Genomic DNA, 21,947 nt, shown 5'->3' with positions numbered 1-21,947 from the left:
CATTGCATTCATGAAACTGCTAGAAGCCAGCGGCATTGCCCACCATTTCGATTACCCGCTTTTTTCCGGTGTGGATCTCTCCATCGAGAGCCATGAGTCCGTTGCCATCATCGGGGTCAGCGGCAGCGGAAAATCAACCCTGCTTCATATCCTTTCGACCCTGCTCACTCCCGACAGCGGCAGCGTGACGCTGATGGGCGAACCGATGGAGGGGCTCTCCAATCGCGGTTTGGTGGAGCTGCGCCGGAAGCAGCTTGGGATCATATTCCAGTCGCACTATCTCTTCAAAGGGTTTACGGGTGCGGAGAATCTCGAGGTCGCATCCATCCTCTCGAACGAGCCGGTCGAGCCGGAGCTGCTGCGGGCCCTCAAGATCGAACATGTTGTGGGCCAGAAGGTGACGGAACTTTCCGGCGGCCAGCAGCAGCGCCTCTCCGTCGCCCGGGTGCTGACGAAAAAACCGCGCCTGATCTATGCGGACGAGCCGACGGGGAACCTGGACCTGGAGACGGCCTGCGAAGTGATGGACCTTTTTGACAGCTATATCGCGAAACACGACGCCGGGCTCCTGCTTGTCACCCACGAACTGCAGCTGGCGGACCGCTGCCAGCGGGTATACAAGCTCGACGAGCATCAGTTGGTCCGGGTGAAATAGCGCCTCAACGCTTGAAGTACCCTCTGCACTCCTGCTGCAGCAACCGCACCGTTTCATTGAACGCCTTGCGCTCTTTGCAGACCATCAGACCCGAAGCGCTTCGGAGCGTCTCGGTCTCGAGTGTGCCGCTGACCATGCAGCCTGTTTCGGATGTACGGAGGAGGCTGAAGGTCATGACCGTTCCGGGGGGCAGCAGACAGGCGTGAAGCGAACGGTACATCGCCCACCGGGATGCGGTCTCCCGCGAGGAGGTGATGAGCGTCACATTCCTATCGTTTTCGAGCGCTTGGCGGAGGGCCTGGCGGAGATAGGAGTCATCAAGGCGCTCTGTCATGAGGAGCAACGGGGTGTTGCCGCTGCGAATCATCACCCCGAGGGTGTGCCGGGCATCCTGCCAGCGGTGCGGAAGCAAAAGCGCGTTGTCGGCAAAGAGGGCCGTGAGGATCAGGCCGGCGATCAGGAGGGGTTTCATTCGAATTCGGATGCTTTTTTGTTACAATGTTAACACACTTTTACGGGTATTTTCATACCGCATTCAAGGGACGTTATGACCATCGCGCTGTTCAACACCACTCCCATTGTCGCTAAATTGGTCGAACGTCTGGCACAAAAACGCGGGGATACCCTGTTGCTTCCGGGTACCGCCGGCGGGCAGCGGGCGGACGTCGCCATCGTCGATGACAGTGTCGCCGCGAGTTACGATGCGGCGGCCGCGAAAACGCAGGGACACTATGCCATTTTCATCGGCTCGCGCTTCGACGCCATGCCCCAGGGGTATGACGCGGCGCTGGGGAAACCGTTCCTGCCCGAAGAGCTAGCGCGGGCCCTTGATGTTGCGGAGATGGCCGTCAGCGCGCTGGTCGAACGCAGCGACGTTTTCGATGCCGACGAAGCGGCGGAAGCGTGGGAGGAGGAGTCGGCGGCACCGCTCTTTGACAGTGCGGAGATCGATGAGCTCAAAGAGCTGCTCGATGCCGTGGAAAGTGACGAGGCCGAAGGGCCGACGTACGGCGATCAGATCGAAGCGGCGATGGAGCACATCGACCGGCGGGAGTGGGAACAGCCGATCGAGGAGGTGCTCTATGACGCCGATGCACCGGAACGTGCGCCGGAAGAGACGGATTTCAGCGACATCGACCTGCATGCGCGGGGTGTTGAAGCCCTGCAGGATCTAATGGCGATCCTCAGCGACGAATCGGTCGCACAGGCGCTCAAGGCGATGGGTGTGCGCATTGATATTTCATTCGGGGAGAAGGCATGAACAAAAACGGCGGAGCGATCCTGGTCCTGTCGGGCCCAAGCGGTGCGGGGAAGAGTTCTCTGATCAAAAAAGTGGCCGAGGCGATCGGACCCTACTACTTCTCGATCTCGACAACGACACGACCGATGCGCGAGGGGGAAGTGGACGGTGTGCATTACCACTTCGTCGACGAGGAGAGCTTCAAGCGCGACATCGAGGAGGAGAACTTCCTGGAGTACGCCGTCGTCCACGGCAACTACTACGGCACTTCGCTCAAGCCCGTCAAGGCGGCCCTCGCCGAGGGGAAGCTGGTCATCTTCGACATTGACGTCCAGGGGCACGATGCCGTTCAAAACCGCATGGGCGACATTACGACTTCCGCGTTCATCACGACCCCGACGCTGAGCGAACTCGAACAGCGTCTGCGGGCGCGGGCAACCGATGCGGCGGAAGTGATCGAACGCCGGATCGATATGGCCAAACGCGAGGTCCAGCGTATGAGCGAGTACGACTACATCATCATCAACGACGACCTCGACGAGGCGGCGGAGGTGCTTGTCTCCGTTGCCAGGGCCGCCCGCTTGAAAGTCCCGACCCTCAAGATCAACGCATTCGTACAGGCGTGGGAAGCGCACTAGCGCCCCTCCGCCGCCGTAAACGCTTTTACTAACCAATATCCCTGCATTTTTTCGCTATTATTACATTTCCAAAAAAACCACCTAAGGAATTACTATGGGTATGCCAAGCGGAACTGAACTGCTGTTGATTTTCGGGATCATCGTCCTGCTCTTCGGTGCGAAAAAAATTCCGGATCTTGCCAAGGGTATCGGCAAGGGAATCAAGAACTTCAAGAATGAGATGAAAGACGAACCGGAAGAGGTTGCAAGCAACGAGGCCCCCAAAAAAGTCGAGGGCGGTGACGCAACGGCAGCTTCCGAAGCACCCAAAGAATCCGAAAAACAGGCGTAATTGATTTGAAACAGCGTGTATCGGCGCTTCTCAAAGCGCAATTTGAGCGCGAGGTCGTGCTCGAAAAGCCCAAAGACCGTTCCTTCGGGCACTACGCCACCCCCATTGCCTTCTCGCTGGCCAAAGAGCTGCGCAAATCACCGATGGTGATCGCCGACGAACTGGCATCCTCCTTCGGCGAACATGCGATGTTCTCCGCGGTCGAAGCAACGAAGGGGTACATCAATTTCCGCCTTTCCGAAGCATTCATGGACGAGTACGCCGGCTGGGCCCTGCAGAACCCCGAACAGTTCGGGCATGCCGACCGCGAAGGCAAGATCCTGCTCGAGTTCGTCAGCGCCAACCCGACGGGTCCGCTGCACATCGGCCACGCCCGCGGCGCGGTCTACGGCGACACACTCCTGCGTCTCGGACGCCGCCTGGGCTACGACATCACGGCTGAGTACTACGTCAACGACGCCGGGAACCAGATCGACCTTCTTGGCGTCAGCCTGCAGCTTGAAGGGCAGCACAGTGTTCTCAACATGGAAGTCGAGTGGCCTGAGAAGTACTACCGCGGCGAATACATGACGATCCTGGCCGAAGAGGCGCTCGGCGCCTTCGGCAGCGACATTCTCACTAACGCCGACCGCCAGAAAGAGCTCGCGCTCTGGGCGAAGGACAAGGTGATGGATCTCATCGTCTCCGACCTGGGCGACGCGAACATCCACTTCGATACCTTCGTCAGCGAAGCGTCGCTCTACGACGACTGGGACCGGGTCATGAAGAAGCTCGGCGAGGGTGTCTACGAAGGCGAAGAGAAGCTCTGGCTCCGTTCGACGGAGCACGGGGACGAGAAAGACCGCGTCGTCGTGCGCGAAGACGGCCGCCCGACCTACCTGGCCGGCGACATCGTCTACCACAACCGCAAGTTCGAGCAGGGGTTTGACCACTACATCAACATCTGGGGCGCGGACCACCACGGCTACATCGCCCGCGTCAAAGCGGCGGCGCGCTTCCTGGGCTACGATCCGGAGAAGCTGGAGATCCTGCTGTCGCAGATGGTCAGCCTGCTCAAAGACGGCGAGCCGTACAAGATGAGCAAGCGGGCCGGCAACGTCATTTTGATGAGCGACATCGTCGAGGAGATCGGCGCGGACGCCCTGCGCTTCATCTTTGCGAGCAAGAAGAGCGACACGGCCCTGGAATTCGATGTCGAAACCCTCAAGAAGCAGGACAACTCAAACCCGGTCTATTACATTAACTACGCCCATGCGCGGATCCAGACGATCCTCTCCAAAAGCGAGTTGAGCGAAGAACAGATCATGGCGGCGGAGCTCACAGGCCTCAACGCCGATGCCGACGCGCTGCTCTTCGAGGCGCTGCTGCTGCCGGAAGTGATCGAGGATGCCTTTGCGTCACGCCAGGTGCAGAAGCTGCCCGAGTACCTCAAGTCCCTCGCGGCACGGCTGCACAAGTTCTACTACGACTATCGCGTACTGGGGACCGAGGAAGAGGCGAAACTGCTCAAGCTGTTCCTGATGGTCGCCCTCTCCATCCGTACGGGCCTCTCCCTGATGGGGATCACAGCCAAAGACCGGATGGTCGCCGACGAGAAATAAGCCTCAGGCTTATTTCGCATTTCCACCTATTTAGGTAACAGCAATCCCCAAGTACACCATCCTAAAACCCATTATTTTCTGCCACTTTTTTAGAAAAAGTAGCGCAAAAAGCGGCCTCTCACGAATCGCTCATCCCTCCCGGCTTTATGCCTCCGGGATGGCTTTCAAGGAGCGTTCGAGGCCAATTTCCAATTTTATTAAATGCGCTTCGACGTGTCGAAGCTCTTTTTTTTATATTAGCTTCGGTCCTCGAAGCGCATAAATCAATAGGCGACCTGTCGTTAAGCGTGCCTTGAAAGCCGCTGCGGAGGCCCAAAGCCGGGAGCAGCGAGCGATTCGCGCAACGACGATTTTCTTTGGTTTCGTTTCTTTGTAAAAAGAAAGGAAAAGGAAAAATGTTCATGCCACTTTTTTAGAAAAAGTAGCGCAAAAAGCGGCCTTTCGCGAATCCGCTCATCCCTCCCGGCTTTATGCCTCCGGGATGGCTTACAAAGAGCGCTCAAGTCCAGTTCCTGATTTCATTTAATGCGCTTCGACGTGTCGAAGCTCTTATTAGACATAATGCAGATTACGCTGACGCTGGCGGGTTGACACCGTCGGGCAGCAGCCGGGGGCTTTTGATCCGCACCCGCTTATTTCTTCCCAGCTCTCCCGACTCTATTGTTACGTCCCCCTTGGCGACCTTGCACATTTTCGCCAGCAGTGCTATGATGTGTTTATTGGCCTTGCCGTCCACGGGCGGGGCGGTAATGCGCAGTTTGCGCTCCTCTCCCATAATTTCAGCCAGTTCGTTGGAACTCGCTTTTGGCTGGATGCGCAACTGCAGAATAAGGTCGTCGTTATCGAAGGTGTACCACATAACGGCATTATAGCGCGTAGCAATTCGTAGTCCACTCTATGTGCTACATGCTGCAAAGGGCTGCCTATGAAACTTTTTTTCCTGATCGTCCCCATGCTGCTCTTTGCCGCGACACGACAGGAGTGTGCCCGGATGGTCGAAGCCTTCGCCCCGGTTGGAAAGGCGTATGACGCGGTGATAGAGGCCGAGATACCCTCTCCGGCAAGCGAAAAGGTGATACGGCAGTTCCGGAGCGAGGGCGGGAAGATCTATAAGCGCTGCAAAGACAGAATGAGCACGACGCTGTGGTATATGCTTGGCAAGAAGATCAGCTCCGATAAGACGGACATCGCCTCATTCCACCTGGAAAACGTTGCGGAACTGACACGCTACGCCATTACCCACCCGCCGGTCGTGACCGAGGTGCGCTGCGGCACGATTCAGCAGGGTATCCACCCTTTGCCGAGGTGAACGTCATGAAAAGAGCCATCCTTCTCCTGATGTTTCTCCCGCTGCTGCTGGGCGCGGTGTCGTGCGAAAAACTTGAAAGCGATTTTACCACTCTCGACAAGCAGTACCGCGCCGCGAAACGTATCGAATCTCCGACGTCGCGCTACGACTACTACTACCGCTACATTGCCAAAGGAGGAGAACTGATGGCCTGGTGCCGCAACGATCCGCGCAATTACAGCTATACGGAAATTGTGCGGAAGCTCCGCGCGGCGGATCGGGAACGCAGCGGATTGCGCCAGAGGGTTATCGAAGAGCAGTGGCGTGTCAACAACGTCCAGCCCGTTGTCAAGATCATCTACAAAGAGTGCGTCTACCAGTATTGAAAGCTCCGTTCGATACAATATCGTTCTTCATTTCTTTCCGATACGTCCTCATCGCTTAACAGGATAAAGCAGGGCCCTCCTAAGGCCTAGCTCGAGGTTCGAGTCCTCGTGGGGACACCACCGACTTTTCGTGACCAATACCGACAGATATTGTTTAAAAAATAAGCTATATGTGTACGCTGATAGCGTAAAAATTTGTTAGCATTTTGTAACACTAAACCACCAGTTAATGCACTATTTATATGAGAAAAGGTAGAATCCGAAGATTTTATAGAGAGCAGCGATGCGAATACGAGTGCGTATTTACAGACAGCTGCCTAGATGATGAAAGTGCATATTACTGCTATTTCCTGGAGTGGTTCCTGCACAAGGGTAGAGTGCCTCTGCAATCAAAATAACACCCATAGATTCATAAGGAAGGATAAACATAGATGCTAGATGAGAAACGCCTGACACACCTCAAACAGCTTGAGGCCGAATCGGTGCACATTTTGCGCGAAGTCGCCGCAGCCTTTTCAAACCCGGTGATGATGTATTCAGTCGGGAAGGACTCCTCGGTCATGCTGCATCTGGCGATGAAAGCTTTTGCCCCGGGCAAAGTACCTTTTCCAATGTTGCATGTCGATACCCAGTGGAAGTTCGGCGAGATGATCGAATTCCGCGACCGCCGTGCCAAGGAGTTGGGATTCGACCTGGTCGTGCATTCGAACCCCGAGGGGGAGCGTATGAATATCTCGCCCTTCGAACACGGCAGCAAGGTGCATACGGACATTATGAAGACGGAGGGCCTGAAGCAGGCGCTTAACATGGGCGGATACGATGCCGTCATCGGCGGGGCGCGCCGGGACGAGGAGAAATCGCGGGCCAAAGAGCGCATCTTCTCCTTCCGCGACAAGCAGCACCGCTGGGACCCGAAAAACCAGCGTCCGGAGCTGTGGAACGTCTATAACACGGCGATCCAGAAGGGCGAAAGCGTCCGGGTCTTCCCGATTTCCAACTGGACGGAGCTGGATATCTGGCAGTACATCTACCTTGAGCAGATCCCCATCCCGTCACTCTATTTCGCCAAGGAGCGCCCGGTCGTCGAGTACGAAGGGACCAAGATCATGGTCGATGACGAACGGGTGCCTGAAGAGCTGAAGGCCAAGGCGAAGAACGAGATGGTCCGTTTCCGGACACTGGGCTGCTACCCGCTGACGGGAGCAATCAACTCTTCGGCCGCAACCCTGCCGGAGATCATCAAAGAGATGCTGCTTTCCAAAAGCAGTGAACGCGAAGGCCGTCTGATCGACAAGGATCAGGAAGGGGCAATGGAGAAGAAAAAAATCGAGGGGTACTTTTAATGGCGCATACACCGGCAGAAAACATCGAAGCTTATCTTAAGGAGCATGAGAACAAGGATATGCTCCGTTTTTTGACCTGCGGGAGTGTCGATGACGGAAAAAGCACCCTGATCGGGCGCCTGCTTTACGATTCGAAAATGATCTTCGAAGATCAGCTCGCCGCCGCGGAGAGCGAAAGCAAAAAGTATGGCACGACCGGCGAGAAGATCGATATGGCGCTGCTCGTCGACGGGCTGCAGAGCGAACGTGAGCAGGGGATCACCATCGACGTCGCCTACCGCTTTTTTGCGACGGACAAACGCAAGTACATCATTGCCGACACCCCGGGCCACGAGCAGTACACGCGCAACATGGTCACCGGCGCCTCGACGGCGGACGTCGCCATCATCCTCATCGATGCGCGCAAGGGGATCCTGACCCAGACGCGACGCCACACCTACATTGTCAACCTGCTGGGGATCCGTCACATTGTCGTGGCGGTGAACAAAATGGACCTTGTCGACTTTTCCGAAGAGCGCTTTGAGGAGATCAAGCTCTCCTATGAGAAAGAGGTGCTCGACCAGCTGCCGATGCACGGTGCCGCACGTCCGGAGACGATCTATATTCCGATGAGTGCCCTGGACGGCGACAACGTTGTCGACAAGAGTGACCGTATGCCGTGGTTCCAAGAGAAACCGCTGCTCGAACTGCTCGACACCATCGACTACCGCAATGCCGAACAAATTGCCGGGGACAAGGCCTCGTTCCGCTTCCCGGTGCAGTACGTCAACCGCCCGAACCTCGATTTCCGCGGCTTCTGCGGGACCATCGCTTCGGGCAGTGTCCGCGTCGGTGACGCCATCACCGTTCTGCCTTCGGGCAAGACAACGACCGTCAAAAGCATTATCAACTCCGGGGACGTCACCGAGGCAGACCGTCATGCAACGGCGGCTGCAGCCTATGCCCCGATGGCCGTGACGATTACGACGGAGGATGAGGTCGACATCAGCCGCGGGGACATGCTGGTACATACGGATGACGTTCCCCGCGTCTCCAATGCACTGAAAGTGATGCTCGTCTGGATGGACGAGACGCCGATGCAGCCGGAGCAGAGCTATTACATCAAGCGGGCGACGTCAGACGCGACCGGGCGCTTTGAAGACATCAACTACAAGATCGATGTTAACACTTACGCGCGCGAACAGGTCGATACGCTGGCGCTCAATGATATCGCCTCGTGCAAGCTGGTGCTCAACCGTCCCATCGCGGCGGACCACTACAGCGACAACCGTCAGACCGGCAGTTTTATCGTGGTTGACCGTGTGACGAACAATACCGTCGGGGCGGGGATGATCGTCGACGTCGCCGCGCGGGAGCATGAGAAAGTCGCGGCGGTACGTGACTATACCGAGGCCGAAAAGGCGCTCAACGCCTACATCCGTGAACACTTCCCCGAGTGGGGTGCCCGTGACGTTTCCGTATTTGAGAAAAATTAAGTAATACGCCATGAGTGTCATGCTGGTACTGTTTTCGCTTGGAGGGTTGATCGCGCTGCTTATCCGCGGCACCTTCCGTCCGGGCGTGCTCTTTTTCGGTCTGTTGATGCTCTACTACCTTACCGGGCTCATCGAGACCAAAGCGATGCTGCACAACTTTGTCAATCCGTCGCTGATCGTGCTGGTACTGCTGATCGTCATTTCAAGCGTGATCGAGCGTACGGCCGTCGTAGAGTGGCTGTCGCATGCCGTCTTCTCGCCGAACCGTTTTGCCTCCATGTTGCGATTGACGGGGCTGACATCGCTTTTTTCCGCTTTTTTGAACAATACGGCCGTTGTCGCATCGATGATGAGCATGGTCAAAAACAACAAACATGTGGCACCTTCCAAAGCGATGATCCCCCTCTCGTATGCGGCGATCTTCGGCGGAACGATGACGCTGATCGGCACGTCGACCAATCTGATCGTCAACGGCTTCGTCGTCGATGCGGGACTGACACCGCTGTCTCTGTTTGACTTTATCTATGTCGGACTCCCGCTGGCCGTGGCCGGGGGGCTATTCTTGAGCCTATTCGGTTCAAAGCTGCTGCCGACCTATGCGACAAAGGGGCGTGCCCAGGGGGAACGCTATTTTCTTGAGGCGCGGGTCGGCTCCGATTCGCCGCTTGTCGGAAAGACGATCCAGGAGAACGGCCTTCGCAGCATGGAGCAGCTCTTTTTGGCGGAAGTCATGCGCGGCGATCGCCTGATCTCTCCGGTCACGCCTCGGGAGGTGCTGCAGGCGGGGGATGTCCTGATCTTTACGGGCAATATGCGCGACGTTCAGGAGCTGAACCGTTTCAAAGGGCTGGCCATTTTCGACAACAAGCGCTGCCCCCTGCAAGACAATCTGACGGAAGTCGTCGTTTCCCATGAATCGGCGCTGGTGGGCTGCACCATCAAGACGGCGGAGTTCCGTACAAAGTTCGATGCAGCGGTTGTCGCGGTACGACGCGGAAGCGAGAAACTTTCCGGCAAGCTGGGCAATATTGAGCTGCAGGCGGGGGATACCCTCCTGCTGACGGCGGGAGAGGACTTCTCCAAACGCGAAAATCTGAAAAAGAATTTCTATTTCGTATCGAACCTGTCGCTCAATCATAAATTCGATACGAAAACGAGTCTGCTCATTCTGGGCCTTTTCCTCGGCGCCATCGTCTTAAGCGCAACGGGAGTACTGCCCTTTTTGAAAGGCCTTTTCATCTTGCTGGGGCTCTTCATCATTTTCAAGTTCTTGTCGCTGCGCGATGTAAAATTGACGTTCCCCTTCGAACTGGTGCTGATCATCGGTTCGGCGCTGGGAATCGCCCAGGTGCTTATGAACAGCGGCGTCGCGGAAATGCTGGGCAACGGGATTAAAGAGGCGACTGGGAGCATGGGAATATACGGCACCTTCGCCGCCGTTTACCTTATGACGTTCCTGTTGACGGAGATCATCACGAACAACGCAGCTGCCGCCCTCAGCTTCCCCGTCGCCTATGCAACGGCAACGGCACTGGGCGCCGACCCTATGCCCTTTATCATGGCGGTCGCCTACGGGGCAAGTGCCAGCTTTATGAGCCCCTACGGGTACCAGACGAACCTGATGGTCTACGGTCCCGGCGGGTATAAGTTTGCGGATTTTGTCAGAATCGGATTGCCGGTTTCGGTGCTCTACAGCGCGCTTGTGCTGGCACTGGTACCGATATTTTTTCCGTTTGAAGGGTAGGGGGTAGTTAGGTGTTTGGTTGTAGGTACTTGGTTGTAGGGAAGGTGACAGGAAATGGGTAATTTTCAGGAACTGGATGTATGGAAAAGAGCGAAGAACTTGAGTGTTGATATCTACCGTTTGACCTTGAGTCCTGCTTTTGAAAAAGACTATGGACTAAAAGATCAGATCAGGCGCGCTGCGGTTTCCGTGCCCTCAAATATTGCAGAAGGTGATGAACGCGAAACCAACAAGGAGGCTGTTCGTTTTTTCTATATAGCGAATGGTTCATTAGCAGAAGTGAAAACACAGCTAATCATTGCGTATGAACTCAGCTATCTCGAGGCAGATCTATATACGAAAAGATTGGAAGAGTGTCATACACTTTCGAAAATGTTGAAACAACTAATTAAACATAGGAAACTCCATGTCTAAAAGTACCCAAAACCCAGGACCTAACACCCGACATCTGAACATTGTTTGGCATGATCACCATGTTACGATGAACGAGCGCGCGGCACTCAAAGAGCAGAAGCCCTGTGTGCTGTGGTTCACGGGACTGAGCGGATCGGGTAAAAGCACGATTGCCAATGCCGTCGAGGCGAAACTGCTGGAGATGGGCAAACACACCTACCTGCTCGACGGAGACAACATCCGCCACGGTTTGAACAAAGGGCTCGGGTTTTCCGACGAGGACCGCATCGAGAACATCCGCCGCATCGGCGAAGTGGCGAAACTTTTTGTCGACGCAGGCGAGATCGTGCTGACAGCGTTTATCTCGCCCTTTCGAAGCGACCGGGAGCAGGTACGTTCCCTTGTCGGGGCGGGGGAGTTTATCGAAGTCTTTATCGATACGCCGCTGGCCGTCTGCGAAACCAGGGATCCGAAGGGGCTCTATAAAAAAGCCCGGGCCGGAGAGATCCCCAACTTTACGGGAATAGATTCTCCCTATGAAGCGCCGCAAACGCCGGAAGTGCATATCCGCAATGACAATATTCCCGTCGAAGAGGCTGCGATGCAGGTCATTGACTATCTTGAAACCAAAGGACACCTGAATGCTTGAAAAGATCGAACTTGATGCCGTTGTCGCCATTGCCCAGAAGGCGGGGGATGCCATTATGGACGTATACGAAAAAGATTTTGGCGTTGAATACAAAGACGACAAGTCGCCGCTGACCGAAGCGGACACGCTCTCCAATGAGATTATCTGCAGCGCCTTGACCGCGCTTTATCCGGAGATGCCTTTGATGTCGGAAGAGAACAAGGAGGTGCCTTTCGAGGAGCGTAAAGGGTGGGAGTACTACTGGTGTATCGACCCCATTGACGGCACGAAAGAGTTTATCAAGAAAAACGGCGAGTTTACTGTCAATATTGCTCTCATCCATAAAGACAGCCCGGTCCTCGGCGTCGTCTACGCCCCGGCCTTGGGCGATATGTACAAGGCGAAAAAGGGGGAGGGTGCTTTCAAGAACGGTCAGCGCTTGCCGCTGAAACGCAACCTGACCCCGGAGATGTACCTCAATGTCGTTGCGAGCAAGTCGCATCTCTCGGAAGAGACCCAGGCGTTTATCGATACGCTGGCCAAAACGACGGAGGAGATCCACCAGGTCTCCAAGGGAAGCTCGCTCAAACTCTGTATGGTTGCCGAGGGCGAGGCCGACGTCTACCCGCGTCTTGCCCCGACAATGGAATGGGACACGGCCGCGGCGGATGCCGTCGTGCGCGAAAGCGGGAAGATGACCTACCAGTATCAGCCAGATGCTAAAGTAGAAGTGTCGATGGTCTACAACAAAGAGAACCTACTTAACCCCTGGTTTGTTGTTAAATAAGATTGATTGAGAAAAGGAATAGAATGAAAAAAGTAGCACTTATTACGGGCATCACAGGACAGGATGGCTCTTATCTGGCGGAGTTTTTGCTGAAAAAGGGGTACATTGTCCACGGTATCAAGCGCCGCAGCTCGCTCTTTAACACGGACCGGATTGACCATCTTTACCAGGATCCACACGTGGAGAACCGTGATTTTATTCTCCACTACGGCGAGATGACGGATTCTATGAACCTTACGCGCATTATTCAGGAGGTCCAGCCTGATGAGATCTACAACCTCGCCGCGATGAGCCACGTTGCCGTCAGTTTCGAAGAGCCTGAGTACGTTGCCAATGCCGACGGTACGGGAACGCTGCGCATCCTTGAAGCCGTAAGATTGCTCGGGCTGACGGAAAAGACAAAGATTTACCAAGCATCCACGTCTGAGCTCTACGGGAAGGTCCAGGAGACACCGCAGAGTGAGACGACGCCGTTCTATCCGCGCAGCCCCTACGCTGTCGCAAAGATGTACGCCTACTGGATCACCGTCAACTACCGCGAAGCCTATGGCATGTTCGCCTGTAACGGCATCCTTTTCAACCACGAATCGCCGGTGCGGGGCGAGACTTTCGTCACCCGCAAGATCACCCGTGCCGCTTCGAAGATTATCTTGGGATTGCAGGACAAGCTCTACCTCGGAAACCTCGACGCCAAGCGCGACTGGGGGCATGCCAAGGACTATGTCAGAATGATGTGGATGATCTTGCAGGCCGACGAGCCCGAAGACTGGGTTATCGCAACAGGGCAGACGACAACCGTACGCGATTTCGTCCGGATGGCGTTCGGCTACTGTGGAATCGAGCTGGAGTTCAGAGGCGAAGGCGTCGATGAAAAAGGCTACATCAAAGCCTGCACGAACGCGGAGTACCAGGTGGAAGCGGGACGGGAAGTTGTCGCCGTCGATCCGCGTTATTTCCGCCCGACGGAAGTCGACCTTCTGCTGGGCGACCCAACCAAGGCCGAGCAGAAACTGGGATGGAACCGGGAGTACAGACTTGAAGAGCTCGTGCATGATATGATGGCATCGGACCTCAAACTGATGACAAAGGACCAGTACCTCAAAGAGGGCGGTTACACCATCATGAACTACTTCGAGTAACTAGACGATGAAGAAGGATGCAAAGATCTACGTTGCTGGACACCGGGGATTGGTGGGCAGTGCTATTGTGAAAAATCTTGAAGCCAAGGGGTATACGAACCTGCTGATGCGTACCCACGCGGAGCTGGATCTGACTGACCAGCAACAGGTGGCAGCATTCTTCGCGGCGGAAAAACCGGAGTATGTCTTCCTCGCCGCAGCAAAAGTAGGCGGCATTGTTGCGAACAATACCTACCGTGCTGAATTCATATACGAGAACCTACAGATTCAGAACAACGTTATCCATCAGAGCTACCTCAATGGGGTTAAGAAGCTAATGTTCCTCGGTAGCACCTGCATCTATCCTAAAAATGCCCCCCAGCCCATGCCGGAGGATTGCCTGCTGACCGATACGCTGGAGTACACGAACGAACCCTACGCCATCGCCAAGATTGCCGGGATCAAAATGTGCGAAAGCTACAACCTGCAGTATGGCACCAATTACATCTCCGTCATGCCGACGAACCTATATGGCCCAAATGATAACTTCGACCTGGAGAAGTCACACGTTCTACCCGCGCTGATTCGCAAGATCCATTGCGCGAAACTCCTCAACGAGGGCCGCGATGATGAGCTCGTCAAAGACCTTGGAGTGGATAATATTGATGAGGCGAAAGCTTATCTCGCCCGCTACGGCGTGGATGGGGATCACGTGGAGATATGGGGAACCGGGAAGCCGATGCGTGAGTTCCTATGGAGTGAAGATATGGCTGATGCCTGCGTCTTTCTAATGGAAAACAGGGATTTCAAAGACACCTACACTCTAGCAAAAGGTGTAAACACGACCTGCACGCCGAACGCGCCGAAAAGCCCGGAGATCCGTAATACCCACATTAATATTGGGACAGGTGAGGATGTCTCCATAAAGGAATTGGCAGAAACGATCAAGAAGATCGTAGGCTTTAAGGGGGAACTCTATTTCAACAGTGAAAAACCGGACGGTACGATGAAGAAGCTAACGGATGTCAGCAAATTACATGCACTTGGATGGAGGCATTCGGTCGAGCTTGGTGAGGGAATCAAGATGATTTATGAATGGTATATAGGTTCTGGAAGATAAACTTGATAAAAAAACTCAACGATAAGCTGTCCAGGGATAGACATTTAGGTGAATTGCTAAAAGGGAGTATAGTCACATTCTTTTTGAAAGTACTTGGAGTCGGTTTTGGTTACGTACTCACCTTACTTATCGCAAGACTTTTTGGTGCGGATAATTTAGGGCTCTATACTATTTCAATAACAATTTTAAATATCCTCGTGTTATTGGGAGTCTTCGGATTTGACAACGCACTTGTAAAGTTTATTGCAGGCTTTAATGCACGCAGAGACATGCAGAAAACAAAAGAGGTGTTTCAAAAGGCCTATGCAATTAGTATCCCCATTTCGTTATTTTTAACAGCTATTTTATTTGTGTTAGCAGAGAAGATTTCACTAAGGCTATTCAACAATGAGCAACTCACAATTTTCTTGCAAATAACAAGTATAGGGATTGTTCCTTTTGTATTATTAAAAATCAATTCTGCTTTTTTCCGCGGATTGAAAATGATCCTCCAATATTCGTTATTCGAAAATGTTCTTATCTCTCTTTTGGCTGTGTTGATAATGCTATTTCTTGTCATGTGGAATAAATCACCGGAAATGATTATTGGTGCGTACGTGTGCGCCTTGTTCATTGTATATTTATTTAGTTACCGAAAAACATACAATATACTTTCTAGAATAGGGACACATAGGCACACTTTAACTTACAGGCAATTACTTGACGTGTCCTTTCCAATGCTGCTTGCATCTTCCGTAGTGTTGATCATGACCTGGACAGACATAATTATGTTGGGTGTTTTTAAAAGTGAGGAAGATGTTGGCATATACAGTGTAGTTGTGAAACTTGCAGGATTGACGAGTATCACTTTAATGGCAGTGAATTCGATTGCTGCTCCAAAGTTTTCTGAATGTTTTCAAAATAATGATCTTCAAGGTTTAAAGCATATAGCGCAAAAATCTACAAAATTACTTTTTTTTGCAACGATCCCCTTAATCCTAATTTTGACTATTTTTTCGGAGTTTTTTTTGAGTCTGTTTGGGGAAAAGTTTTTGATAGGAAAAGTTGCGCTCTTCATGCTACTCATAGGGGGGACTGTAAACGCATTGAGTGGATCTGTGGGTTTACTAATGCAAATGACGGGCAACCAAAAGCAATTTCAAAATGTCATTATTTTTGCAGCACTTATTAATATAGTGCTTAATTACTATTTAATTCCAATTTATAGTATTTATGGAGCGGCATTCTCAAGTATGATTAGTATGGTAATTTGGAATTTAATATTGGTATATTTGATCAAGAAAAAATTTAAATTTTTGACAATCTATATACCGGCATTTAGTAAAGCTTCAAAATTATGAAGGTATTAATAATTGAAAGTTTATTGCTGGACAGTGTTTTTTACAATCAAAAAAGTTTGTATAAACATAATAAAATATATATGCTCATTTTCAATTTTCTATATGGATTATATTACAAACAGTGTAAGGAGATTTTGTTGTGTTGTGAAAAGAAAGAGATGGAGAATTATGAAAATATGAACAAAAATATATTGTCAGCATTTTCGAAAGTATTTAACCGTATCAGTCTGCAATCTAGAAAAGCTTTTTCAAATGGAATAACATGAGTAAAAAAAATCTATTGGACTTCATAATAGTAGGGGCAGCCAAATCAGGAACAACCTCAATTTATAATTATCTCATTCAGCATCCTGCTATTTTTATGCCAGAGTGTAAAGAGCCCCATTTTTTAGTAAAGAACAAGATTGCGGGAAAAATAGATAATTGGACGGATACAGAACGAGAATATATCGCATTGTTTGAGACTCTGGAGGGGAATTTGATAAAAGGTGAAGCTAGCGTCTTTTATCTCTATTTTTTTGATGAGGCCATTAAAAATATTAAGAAATATATTGGAGAGGAGACCAAAATTTTAATTGTTTTAAGAAATCCTCTCGACAGGGCCTTTTCTGCTTGGCGCTACGTTAGAAAGGCAGGTAAGGAACCTCATTCATTTTCAGAGTCCCTTCGAAAGGAAGAAGGTAGAAAAGACCTGGATGTTACACCTATGATGCAATATATTTCGTGCAGCCTATATTACGAGCAAGTAAAGGCGTATATGGAAAATTTCAACAATGTAAAAGTCATTATATTTGAGGAATTTTTAAATGAAAAGAATAAGGATATACAAGAAATATGCAGATTTTTAAATATTGACGACAGCTTTGATTTTGATACTGATAGCATTCATAATGCCAATGAGAATGATTGGAAATATAATCAAAAATATACTCGTCTTTTTACAACAGATAGCAATTTCAAAAACTTTACTAAAAAGATTCTTTCTCATAATATTTTCATTTATAAATTGGCTCAAAAAGTTTTTCATAGGGTATTCACCAGTAAGAAAAAATATCAACTTCAAATTAATGAACGGCAGAAGTACATGAAATTTTTTGAGGAAGATATTTCAAATTTGGAGAATTTGCTGCAAAGAGATCTTGATATCTGGAGGAAAAAATAATGAGTCAAGTATTACCGAACTTTTTAATCGTAGGTGCTGGAAAAAGTGGATCAACCAGTTTGTATCATTACATAAATCAGCATCCAGAAGTATATATGCCTGATAACAAGGAACCCAATTTTTTGGTTTCTGATTATCAAAGAAAAACTAATACTATGTGCCCATCATATTTGGATGATACGAGACGCATGATTTATGATATTGATAGTTATCAAAAACTTTTTAATGGCGTGGTAAATAAAAAAATGATAGGTGAAGCTACGGTTACATATCTTTACCAGTATGAAGAGGCCATTTCAAAAATCAAGAAATATCTGGGTGCAGATGTAAAAATCTTGATCATCTTGAGAGATCCTGTCGAGAGAACTTTTTCGAATTATGCTTACGCTTGTGAGCTCGGATATGAAGCATTGTCATTTAGAGAGGCATTAGATTTGGAGGAAGAAAGATTGCGAAATAATTGGAGTTCAATTTTCGCTTATCGTGGGCAATCGCATTATTTGAATCAAGTACAAGCATATTTGAAGGCATTTGATAATGTGCACATAGTGTTGACACATGAATTAAAAAAAGATCCAAAACACACTATGGAGAAAGTTTTTGCTTTTTTGGGTTTAGAAAATATTCCATTAGATTTTAATGAGGTATTTAACCCGTCCGGAATACCCCGCTTTCAATTTATTTCTAAATTTTTAAATCAAAATAATCCTTTTAAATCATTTTTAGCCACCATTTTATCAGGTGTTATTCCAAGAAGGAAGCTCCGAGATTGGGCTCGCACGGCACGACATTTGAATATTAAGGGTAAACTAAAAAATAATGATGATTTATTAACTGAAGAACTTTACAAAGAATATTATAGTGAAGTGTGCGAGTTGGAAAAGGTTATTAATAAAGATTTGTCAGCGTGGAAAAGATGAATAAACCATATTTATCTATTATTACGATTACATATAATGCGGAGGATTATCTAAAAGATACTCTCCAAAGTATTAAGGATCAGACATTTAAAGATTATGAATACATAATCATTGATGGAAACTCATGCGATGGAACACTGGATATTATCGATCAATATAATGCATATATAGATATTGTTATATCTGAAAAAGACAGTGGTATATACAATGCGATGAACAAAGGATTGAAGCTGGCAAAAGGAGAGTGGGTAACCTTCCTCAATGCTGGGGACAGTTATCGTGATGAAAATACATTAAAGAAAATTTTTGCACAGATGGATCCAAAGTTAAAACTTGTTTATGGTGATTGGGCAAATATTGACAGAAATGGATTATTTGAATATATGAAAGCCACAACAGATTTAAAGGGCACATTACAGAAGAACTTTTATATATGCCATCAATCGTTATTTGTGAAGAATGAAAGACTTCCATTCTATGACGAAAGTTATCGAATTAAAGCGGACTATCAATGGGTGATTGATATTGTTAAATCGGTAGATGAGAGTGAAATTAGGTATCTTAATAGTATATTAGCTTTGTATGATCATGAAGGATTGTCAGCGAAGTACTTGATAACGAATGCACGTGAATATATGAGATTGACTTATAAAAATTTTGGATTATTTCAAGTCATTAAAAATTCTCCAACTTATGGAAAATATTTTTTAAAATATATTTTAATTCGTATGAATATATATAGGAGCTGAACTTGAAAATATTGTTTTTGACACCACAGTTGCCTTATCCTCCGAATAGCGGTGGAACTATTAAAAGTTATAAACTGATTAAGTATCTTTCAAGAGAGTATGATACATCAGCTGTTATTTTATTAAAAAATAATGATGAAGAACACGTTGATGACTTTAGAAAAGATGTTAGACTGTCTTCATGTCATACGATGGAAATTGACAAAAAAAGAAATACGCTTAATTATTTAAAAAGTTTGTTCTTGAGGGTACCGCTCAACATATACAGAAACCGTAGTACTGAAATGATGGAAAAAGTACAAAAAATTATAAATGATTTTGACGTCATAATAGTAGATCATTATTTAATGTTTCAGTATATTCCAGACTATGTGGCATCCAGAGTAATATTGCATCAACATAATGCTGAATATGTGATGTGGGAACGATTCGCTGAATTATCAGAGAACTCGATGAAAAGTAGATTGCTCTTTATGGAAGCAAGACGTATTAAGAAGTATGAGGTAAATATTTGTAAGAAAGCAGATGCTATTTTGGCCGCACCAAATGATATTGACATCTTGTCAAAGCTAGGAATTGACAGAAATAAGTTTTACATTACATATCATTTAGGTAACGAAGAAAGCGTTGGTGAAATTCCTTATGATTTTTATGAACGTGAAGATAGCCTATTGTATGTTGGGACATTGTCATGGGAAGCGAATATAGAAGGGTTGGTGTGGTTTATAGAAAATACATGGGATACCTTGAAAGCCAGGATTCCAGACCTTAAATTATATATTGTTGGCAAAAATCCGGATGAAAGAATCTCAAATGCTGCAAATTCAAGAGATGGGATAGTTTTTACTGGTTTTGTAAAAGACCTTACTGATTATTATTCAAAATGTAAAATATTTATAGCCCCTCTGCGTTTTGGAAGTGGAATGAAAGTAAAAGTTGTTAGTGCTATGGGGCAAGGTCTTCCTGTGGTGACTACAACAGTAGGTGCAGAAGGCTTAGACGTTGAACACATGAAACATCTTGCGATTTGTGATACCGCAGATCAAATGGTAGATTCAATTATTACACTGTTAACCGATGCACGTATCTCAACGAAAATGTCAAAGCTAGCAAAAGAACAAATTGATGGTAAATATAACTGGAATGTCGTGTATAGCAATTTGAAACATGCGATTGAGAGCCATTGAATAATGAGTGAGAACATAAATGCGTAAAGTTGATAACATATATAACTTGAATTTGTTTGATTTTGAAAATGATGCAGCAGCAGTTGAAAAGATTTTAACTGATAAGTGTATTAAAACAGTAGGCTTTATATACTTCAGCCGATTTGTTGATTTGGATAGTGATCCAAACTACCTTGCTGCACTTCAACATTTAGATTTAGTCCTTCTCGATGGCATTGGTATGCAAATATATTTCAAATGTCTCAATGGAGTATCACTCTCAAACTTAAATGGCACGGATCTTATGCCAAAGCTTATACAAGCGGCATATGAACAAAAATGCCCTATATCGTTTTATGGTACTTCACAATCTAGTGTTGAAAAATGTGCTGAGAAACATGGTTCTATTGATTATTACCAAGATGGGTTTTCTCCACTTAATTGGGATAGGGTTGAGAATAATTCAATGCTCATTGTGGGGTTAGGTACTCCAAAACAGGAGAAGTTTGTTTTTGACAATAGAGAAAAAATTAGTGAAAAAAATTTGACTGTAATCAGTGTTGGTGGATACTTCGATTTTTGTAGCGGAGTTTATAAGCGTGCCCCAAAAATAATTAGGGATATGAAACTCGAATGGTTGTTTAGATCACTATTCAGCTTAGCACATGCTAGAAGGTATTTAAAAAACTTCTATATTTTTTATTTGCCATTGAAACATTGGTATTATCAACGATTTAAATTCTAACCCTAGGCTTAATCATATTAATAAGGCCAGAAATCATAAATAATGAAAAAAATGTCAGCAATAACACAGGCTCAGTTAAAGAGGATGTAGTCACGATTAGGAAAAAGAGCCATTGCTTTGTTCTAATTAAGAATTGTCGATATAGTGCATAAAGGAAGAATAGTCCTATGGGTATGCCAAAAAAAACAAAGTAGTAAAGTAAAGAATTGCTAATACCGGCAGATTCTCTTAAGGCACCAAGACGGCCAGTAATAAATATTGTATGTTTTGAAAGTAGATTAGTATAGTTGTTTGAATCTAAGCCAATCCCAAACCAAGGATATTCTTTGATTAGATACAAAGTGCTTAATGTATCTATACTTCTTTGTACCGATGAACTGGCTTTATCCCCTTCAAGCTTCTCTTGAAGATTACTTTGCAGGATATATATCATTCCAAAAGCTATCAATAAAGATACTGGTATGAAGACCAAAAAACGTTTTTTCTTTATGTTCGTTGCATAAAAGACAACAAGTTGTAATAACATAATGACCATTCCCGTTGAAGACCACGTTGTAATCAGTACAAAAATAGAAAGCAATGTAATTTTTCTTTTATGATAAATGAACAATGATTGAAACAATAAGATATTCAAAAAAATCTGAAGGACTCCAGGCTCCCAAAAGATTCCTTGATTACGTATAAAGAGAGGAATGTCGAATAAATAGACATACTTCCAGGCCATGATACTATCATTTGAAAGGTTTTGGTAATAAAAAAGATAATAGAAAGTATCCAAAGTATAGTTGCCAATAGAAATTGGGAATAATTGATTTCTTATTAAAAACCAAATTAGAAATGAAAAGAAAGCATGATAGAGAACGAGTTTTAAAATTTTGAATAGGAGAAATTGGAAGTCGATATTTTGGCTACTAATATAGTAAAGAATTAAGATGACTGTCAAATATTGGAATGAATAAGTAAAGTATTGATTACTTAACAAGTTGTTTGGTAAAAAAAACATTTGTAAAAAGAAAAGTATGAGAATAGAAATAAAAACATAAAAATGTGTAAAAAATAGATGTTTTTTAAGAGGTGGCTTTTTTAGAAACAATATGATGATAATGAAGGTAAATGTT

The 21,947-nt window shown here is 47.7% G+C and carries 24 protein-coding genes and 1 tRNA gene; 22 read left to right on the top strand and 3 right to left on the bottom strand.

Annotation, left to right across the window (positions count from 1 at the left end; genetic code table 11):
- The first annotated feature begins 10 nt into the window (after nucleotides 1–10).
- Complete coding sequence (locus ACM66T_RS11970; protein WP_231019248.1) at nucleotides 11–655, top strand: ABC transporter ATP-binding protein; 645 nt, start codon at nucleotides 11–13, stop codon at nucleotides 653–655.
- A gap of 4 nt (nucleotides 656–659) precedes the next feature.
- Here the strand turns inward: ACM66T_RS11970 and ACM66T_RS11965 are convergent, their stop codons facing one another.
- Nucleotides 660–1,127: a hypothetical protein gene (locus ACM66T_RS11965; protein ID WP_231019247.1), complete on the bottom strand. Its 468-nt coding sequence runs from the start codon at nucleotides 1,125–1,127 to the stop codon at nucleotides 660–662.
- A gap of 75 nt (nucleotides 1,128–1,202) precedes the next feature.
- Here ACM66T_RS11965 and ACM66T_RS11960 point away from each other — a divergent pair, with 75 nt between their 5' ends.
- The 4 genes from ACM66T_RS11960 (at nucleotide 1,203) to argS (ending at nucleotide 4,465) form a co-directional block, all read left to right on the top strand.
- Entirely contained in the window at nucleotides 1,203–1,916 is a 714-nt protein-coding gene (locus ACM66T_RS11960; RefSeq protein ID WP_231019245.1) for a hypothetical protein, read from the top strand.
- Entirely contained in the window at nucleotides 1,913–2,533 is a 621-nt protein-coding gene (gene gmk, locus ACM66T_RS11955) for a guanylate kinase (RefSeq protein ID WP_231019244.1), read from the top strand. Before ACM66T_RS11960 ends, gmk begins: the two co-directional genes overlap by 4 nt.
- A 94-nt stretch (nucleotides 2,534–2,627) precedes the next feature.
- On the top strand, nucleotides 2,628–2,864 hold the full coding sequence (locus ACM66T_RS11950) for a Sec-independent protein translocase subunit TatA/TatB (RefSeq protein WP_231019243.1): 237 nt from the start codon (nucleotides 2,628–2,630) through the stop codon (nucleotides 2,862–2,864).
- Nucleotides 2,865–2,869: 5 nt separating this feature from the next.
- The gene (gene argS / locus ACM66T_RS11945) at nucleotides 2,870–4,465 is read left to right on the top strand and encodes an arginine--tRNA ligase (protein ID WP_416768599.1); all 1,596 of its coding nucleotides are present in this window, start codon (nucleotides 2,870–2,872) and stop codon (nucleotides 4,463–4,465) included.
- Nucleotides 4,466–5,033: 568 nt separating this feature from the next.
- On the opposite strand, the gene ACM66T_RS11940 is transcribed toward argS, so the two are convergent.
- The gene (locus tag ACM66T_RS11940; RefSeq protein ID WP_231019241.1) at nucleotides 5,034–5,324 is read right to left on the bottom strand and encodes a DUF167 family protein; all 291 of its coding nucleotides are present in this window, start codon (nucleotides 5,322–5,324) and stop codon (nucleotides 5,034–5,036) included.
- A 66-nt stretch (nucleotides 5,325–5,390) separates the two neighbouring features.
- Here ACM66T_RS11940 and ACM66T_RS11935 point away from each other — a divergent pair, with 66 nt between their 5' ends.
- The 17 genes from ACM66T_RS11935 to ACM66T_RS11855 all read left to right on the top strand — a co-directional run bounded on the left by ACM66T_RS11935 (nucleotide 5,391) and on the right by ACM66T_RS11855 (nucleotide 20,829).
- Nucleotides 5,391–5,774 carry a hypothetical protein gene (locus ACM66T_RS11935; protein ID WP_231019240.1) on the top strand — a complete coding sequence of 128 codons (384 nt, stop codon included), beginning with the start codon at nucleotides 5,391–5,393 and terminating at the stop codon, nucleotides 5,772–5,774.
- A 5-nt stretch (nucleotides 5,775–5,779) separates the two neighbouring features.
- Nucleotides 5,780–6,139 carry a hypothetical protein gene (locus ACM66T_RS11930; RefSeq protein ID WP_231019239.1) on the top strand — a complete coding sequence of 120 codons (360 nt, stop codon included), beginning with the start codon at nucleotides 5,780–5,782 and terminating at the stop codon, nucleotides 6,137–6,139.
- A gap of 44 nt (nucleotides 6,140–6,183) precedes the next feature.
- Nucleotides 6,184–6,259, top strand: a tRNA-Arg gene (locus tag ACM66T_RS11925).
- 311 nt (nucleotides 6,260–6,570) lie between these two features.
- Nucleotides 6,571–7,482: a sulfate adenylyltransferase subunit CysD gene (cysD, locus tag ACM66T_RS11920; protein ID WP_231019237.1), complete on the top strand. Its 912-nt coding sequence runs from the start codon at nucleotides 6,571–6,573 to the stop codon at nucleotides 7,480–7,482.
- Entirely contained in the window at nucleotides 7,482–8,957 is a 1,476-nt protein-coding gene (gene cysN / locus ACM66T_RS11915; protein ID WP_416768598.1) for a sulfate adenylyltransferase subunit CysN, read from the top strand. Before cysD ends, cysN begins: the two co-directional genes overlap by 1 nt.
- Nucleotides 8,958–8,967: 10 nt before the next feature.
- On the top strand, nucleotides 8,968–10,701 hold the full coding sequence (locus tag ACM66T_RS11910) for an SLC13 family permease (protein ID WP_416768597.1): 1,734 nt from the start codon (nucleotides 8,968–8,970) through the stop codon (nucleotides 10,699–10,701).
- Between the two features lie 54 nt (nucleotides 10,702–10,755).
- Nucleotides 10,756–11,115, top strand: coding sequence for a four helix bundle protein (locus ACM66T_RS11905; protein ID WP_231019234.1), 360 nt, complete (start codon nucleotides 10,756–10,758; stop codon nucleotides 11,113–11,115).
- Between the two features lie 67 nt (nucleotides 11,116–11,182).
- Nucleotides 11,183–11,743: an adenylyl-sulfate kinase gene (gene cysC, locus ACM66T_RS11900; RefSeq protein ID WP_416768596.1), complete on the top strand. Its 561-nt coding sequence runs from the start codon at nucleotides 11,183–11,185 to the stop codon at nucleotides 11,741–11,743.
- Nucleotides 11,736–12,509: a 3'(2'),5'-bisphosphate nucleotidase CysQ gene (cysQ, locus tag ACM66T_RS11895; protein ID WP_416768595.1), complete on the top strand. Its 774-nt coding sequence runs from the start codon at nucleotides 11,736–11,738 to the stop codon at nucleotides 12,507–12,509. The genes cysC and cysQ overlap by 8 nt, the downstream gene beginning before the upstream one ends.
- 23 nt (nucleotides 12,510–12,532) lie before the next feature.
- Entirely contained in the window at nucleotides 12,533–13,648 is a 1,116-nt protein-coding gene (gene gmd, locus ACM66T_RS11890) for a GDP-mannose 4,6-dehydratase (RefSeq protein WP_416768594.1), read from the top strand.
- A gap of 7 nt (nucleotides 13,649–13,655) precedes the next feature.
- Nucleotides 13,656–14,747 (top strand): GDP-L-fucose synthase family protein, encoded by a 1,092-nt coding sequence (locus tag ACM66T_RS11885; protein ID WP_416768593.1) that lies wholly within the window; start codon nucleotides 13,656–13,658, stop codon nucleotides 14,745–14,747.
- Entirely contained in the window at nucleotides 14,723–16,087 is a 1,365-nt protein-coding gene (locus ACM66T_RS11880) for a flippase (RefSeq protein ID WP_416768592.1), read from the top strand. The genes ACM66T_RS11885 and ACM66T_RS11880 overlap by 25 nt, the downstream gene beginning before the upstream one ends.
- A 262-nt stretch (nucleotides 16,088–16,349) precedes the next feature.
- Nucleotides 16,350–17,249 (top strand): sulfotransferase domain-containing protein, encoded by a 900-nt coding sequence (locus tag ACM66T_RS11875; RefSeq protein ID WP_416768591.1) that lies wholly within the window; start codon nucleotides 16,350–16,352, stop codon nucleotides 17,247–17,249.
- Nucleotides 17,249–18,169 (top strand): sulfotransferase family protein, encoded by a 921-nt coding sequence (locus ACM66T_RS11870; protein ID WP_416768590.1) that lies wholly within the window; start codon nucleotides 17,249–17,251, stop codon nucleotides 18,167–18,169. The genes ACM66T_RS11875 and ACM66T_RS11870 overlap by 1 nt, the downstream gene beginning before the upstream one ends.
- Complete coding sequence (locus tag ACM66T_RS11865; RefSeq protein ID WP_416768933.1) at nucleotides 18,166–18,918, top strand: glycosyltransferase family 2 protein; 753 nt, start codon at nucleotides 18,166–18,168, stop codon at nucleotides 18,916–18,918. The genes ACM66T_RS11870 and ACM66T_RS11865 overlap by 4 nt, the downstream gene beginning before the upstream one ends.
- Nucleotides 18,919–18,920: 2 nt before the next feature.
- A complete protein-coding gene (locus tag ACM66T_RS11860; RefSeq protein WP_416768589.1) occupies nucleotides 18,921–20,105 on the top strand; it encodes a glycosyltransferase in 1,185 nt (394 codons plus the stop codon).
- A gap of 19 nt (nucleotides 20,106–20,124) precedes the next feature.
- Nucleotides 20,125–20,829, top strand: coding sequence for a WecB/TagA/CpsF family glycosyltransferase (locus ACM66T_RS11855; protein ID WP_416768588.1), 705 nt, complete (start codon nucleotides 20,125–20,127; stop codon nucleotides 20,827–20,829).
- Here the strand turns inward: ACM66T_RS11855 and ACM66T_RS11850 are convergent.
- Nucleotides 20,819–21,553 (bottom strand): O-antigen ligase family protein, encoded by a 735-nt coding sequence (locus ACM66T_RS11850; protein ID WP_416768587.1) that lies wholly within the window; start codon nucleotides 21,551–21,553, stop codon nucleotides 20,819–20,821. The two genes, ACM66T_RS11855 and ACM66T_RS11850, sit on opposite strands and share 11 nt — an antisense overlap.
- Nucleotides 21,554–21,947 lie beyond the last annotated feature (394 nt).

Origin of the sequence: Sulfurimonas sp. ST-25, assembly GCF_048079205.1 — a bacterium.
GTDB lineage: Bacteria > Campylobacterota > Campylobacteria > Campylobacterales > Sulfurimonadaceae > Thiomicrolovo > Thiomicrolovo sulfuroxydans.
The sequence above is the reverse complement of the archived record's forward strand: the minus strand, read 5'-3'. Positions and strand labels throughout refer to the sequence as shown.

Coding starts and splice junctions, on each gene's coding strand:
- ACM66T_RS11970 (WP_231019248.1), top strand. CDS start 11: ATGAAACTGCTAGAAGCCAGCGGCATTGCCCACCATTTCGATTACCCG.
- ACM66T_RS11965 (WP_231019247.1), bottom strand. CDS start 1,127: ATGAAACCCCTCCTGATCGCCGGCCTGATCCTCACGGCCCTCTTTGCC.
- ACM66T_RS11960 (WP_231019245.1), top strand. CDS start 1,203: ATGACCATCGCGCTGTTCAACACCACTCCCATTGTCGCTAAATTGGTC.
- gmk (WP_231019244.1), top strand. CDS start 1,913: ATGAACAAAAACGGCGGAGCGATCCTGGTCCTGTCGGGCCCAAGCGGT.
- ACM66T_RS11950 (WP_231019243.1), top strand. CDS start 2,628: ATGGGTATGCCAAGCGGAACTGAACTGCTGTTGATTTTCGGGATCATC.
- ACM66T_RS11940 (WP_231019241.1), bottom strand. CDS start 5,324: ATGTGGTACACCTTCGATAACGACGACCTTATTCTGCAGTTGCGCATC.
- ACM66T_RS11935 (WP_231019240.1), top strand. CDS start 5,391: ATGAAACTTTTTTTCCTGATCGTCCCCATGCTGCTCTTTGCCGCGACA.
- ACM66T_RS11930 (WP_231019239.1), top strand. CDS start 5,780: ATGAAAAGAGCCATCCTTCTCCTGATGTTTCTCCCGCTGCTGCTGGGC.
- cysD (WP_231019237.1), top strand. CDS start 6,571: ATGCTAGATGAGAAACGCCTGACACACCTCAAACAGCTTGAGGCCGAA.
- cysN (WP_416768598.1), top strand. CDS start 7,482: ATGGCGCATACACCGGCAGAAAACATCGAAGCTTATCTTAAGGAGCAT.
- ACM66T_RS11910 (WP_416768597.1), top strand. CDS start 8,968: ATGAGTGTCATGCTGGTACTGTTTTCGCTTGGAGGGTTGATCGCGCTG.
- ACM66T_RS11905 (WP_231019234.1), top strand. CDS start 10,756: ATGGGTAATTTTCAGGAACTGGATGTATGGAAAAGAGCGAAGAACTTG.
- cysC (WP_416768596.1), top strand. CDS start 11,183: ATGAACGAGCGCGCGGCACTCAAAGAGCAGAAGCCCTGTGTGCTGTGG.
- cysQ (WP_416768595.1), top strand. CDS start 11,736: ATGCTTGAAAAGATCGAACTTGATGCCGTTGTCGCCATTGCCCAGAAG.
- gmd (WP_416768594.1), top strand. CDS start 12,533: ATGAAAAAAGTAGCACTTATTACGGGCATCACAGGACAGGATGGCTCT.
- ACM66T_RS11885 (WP_416768593.1), top strand. CDS start 13,656: ATGAAGAAGGATGCAAAGATCTACGTTGCTGGACACCGGGGATTGGTG.
- ACM66T_RS11880 (WP_416768592.1), top strand. CDS start 14,723: ATGGTATATAGGTTCTGGAAGATAAACTTGATAAAAAAACTCAACGAT.
- ACM66T_RS11875 (WP_416768591.1), top strand. CDS start 16,350: ATGAGTAAAAAAAATCTATTGGACTTCATAATAGTAGGGGCAGCCAAA.
- ACM66T_RS11870 (WP_416768590.1), top strand. CDS start 17,249: ATGAGTCAAGTATTACCGAACTTTTTAATCGTAGGTGCTGGAAAAAGT.
- ACM66T_RS11865 (WP_416768933.1), top strand. CDS start 18,166: ATGAATAAACCATATTTATCTATTATTACGATTACATATAATGCGGAG.
- ACM66T_RS11855 (WP_416768588.1), top strand. CDS start 20,125: ATGCGTAAAGTTGATAACATATATAACTTGAATTTGTTTGATTTTGAA.
- ACM66T_RS11850 (WP_416768587.1), bottom strand. CDS start 21,553: ATGGCCTGGAAGTATGTCTATTTATTCGACATTCCTCTCTTTATACGT.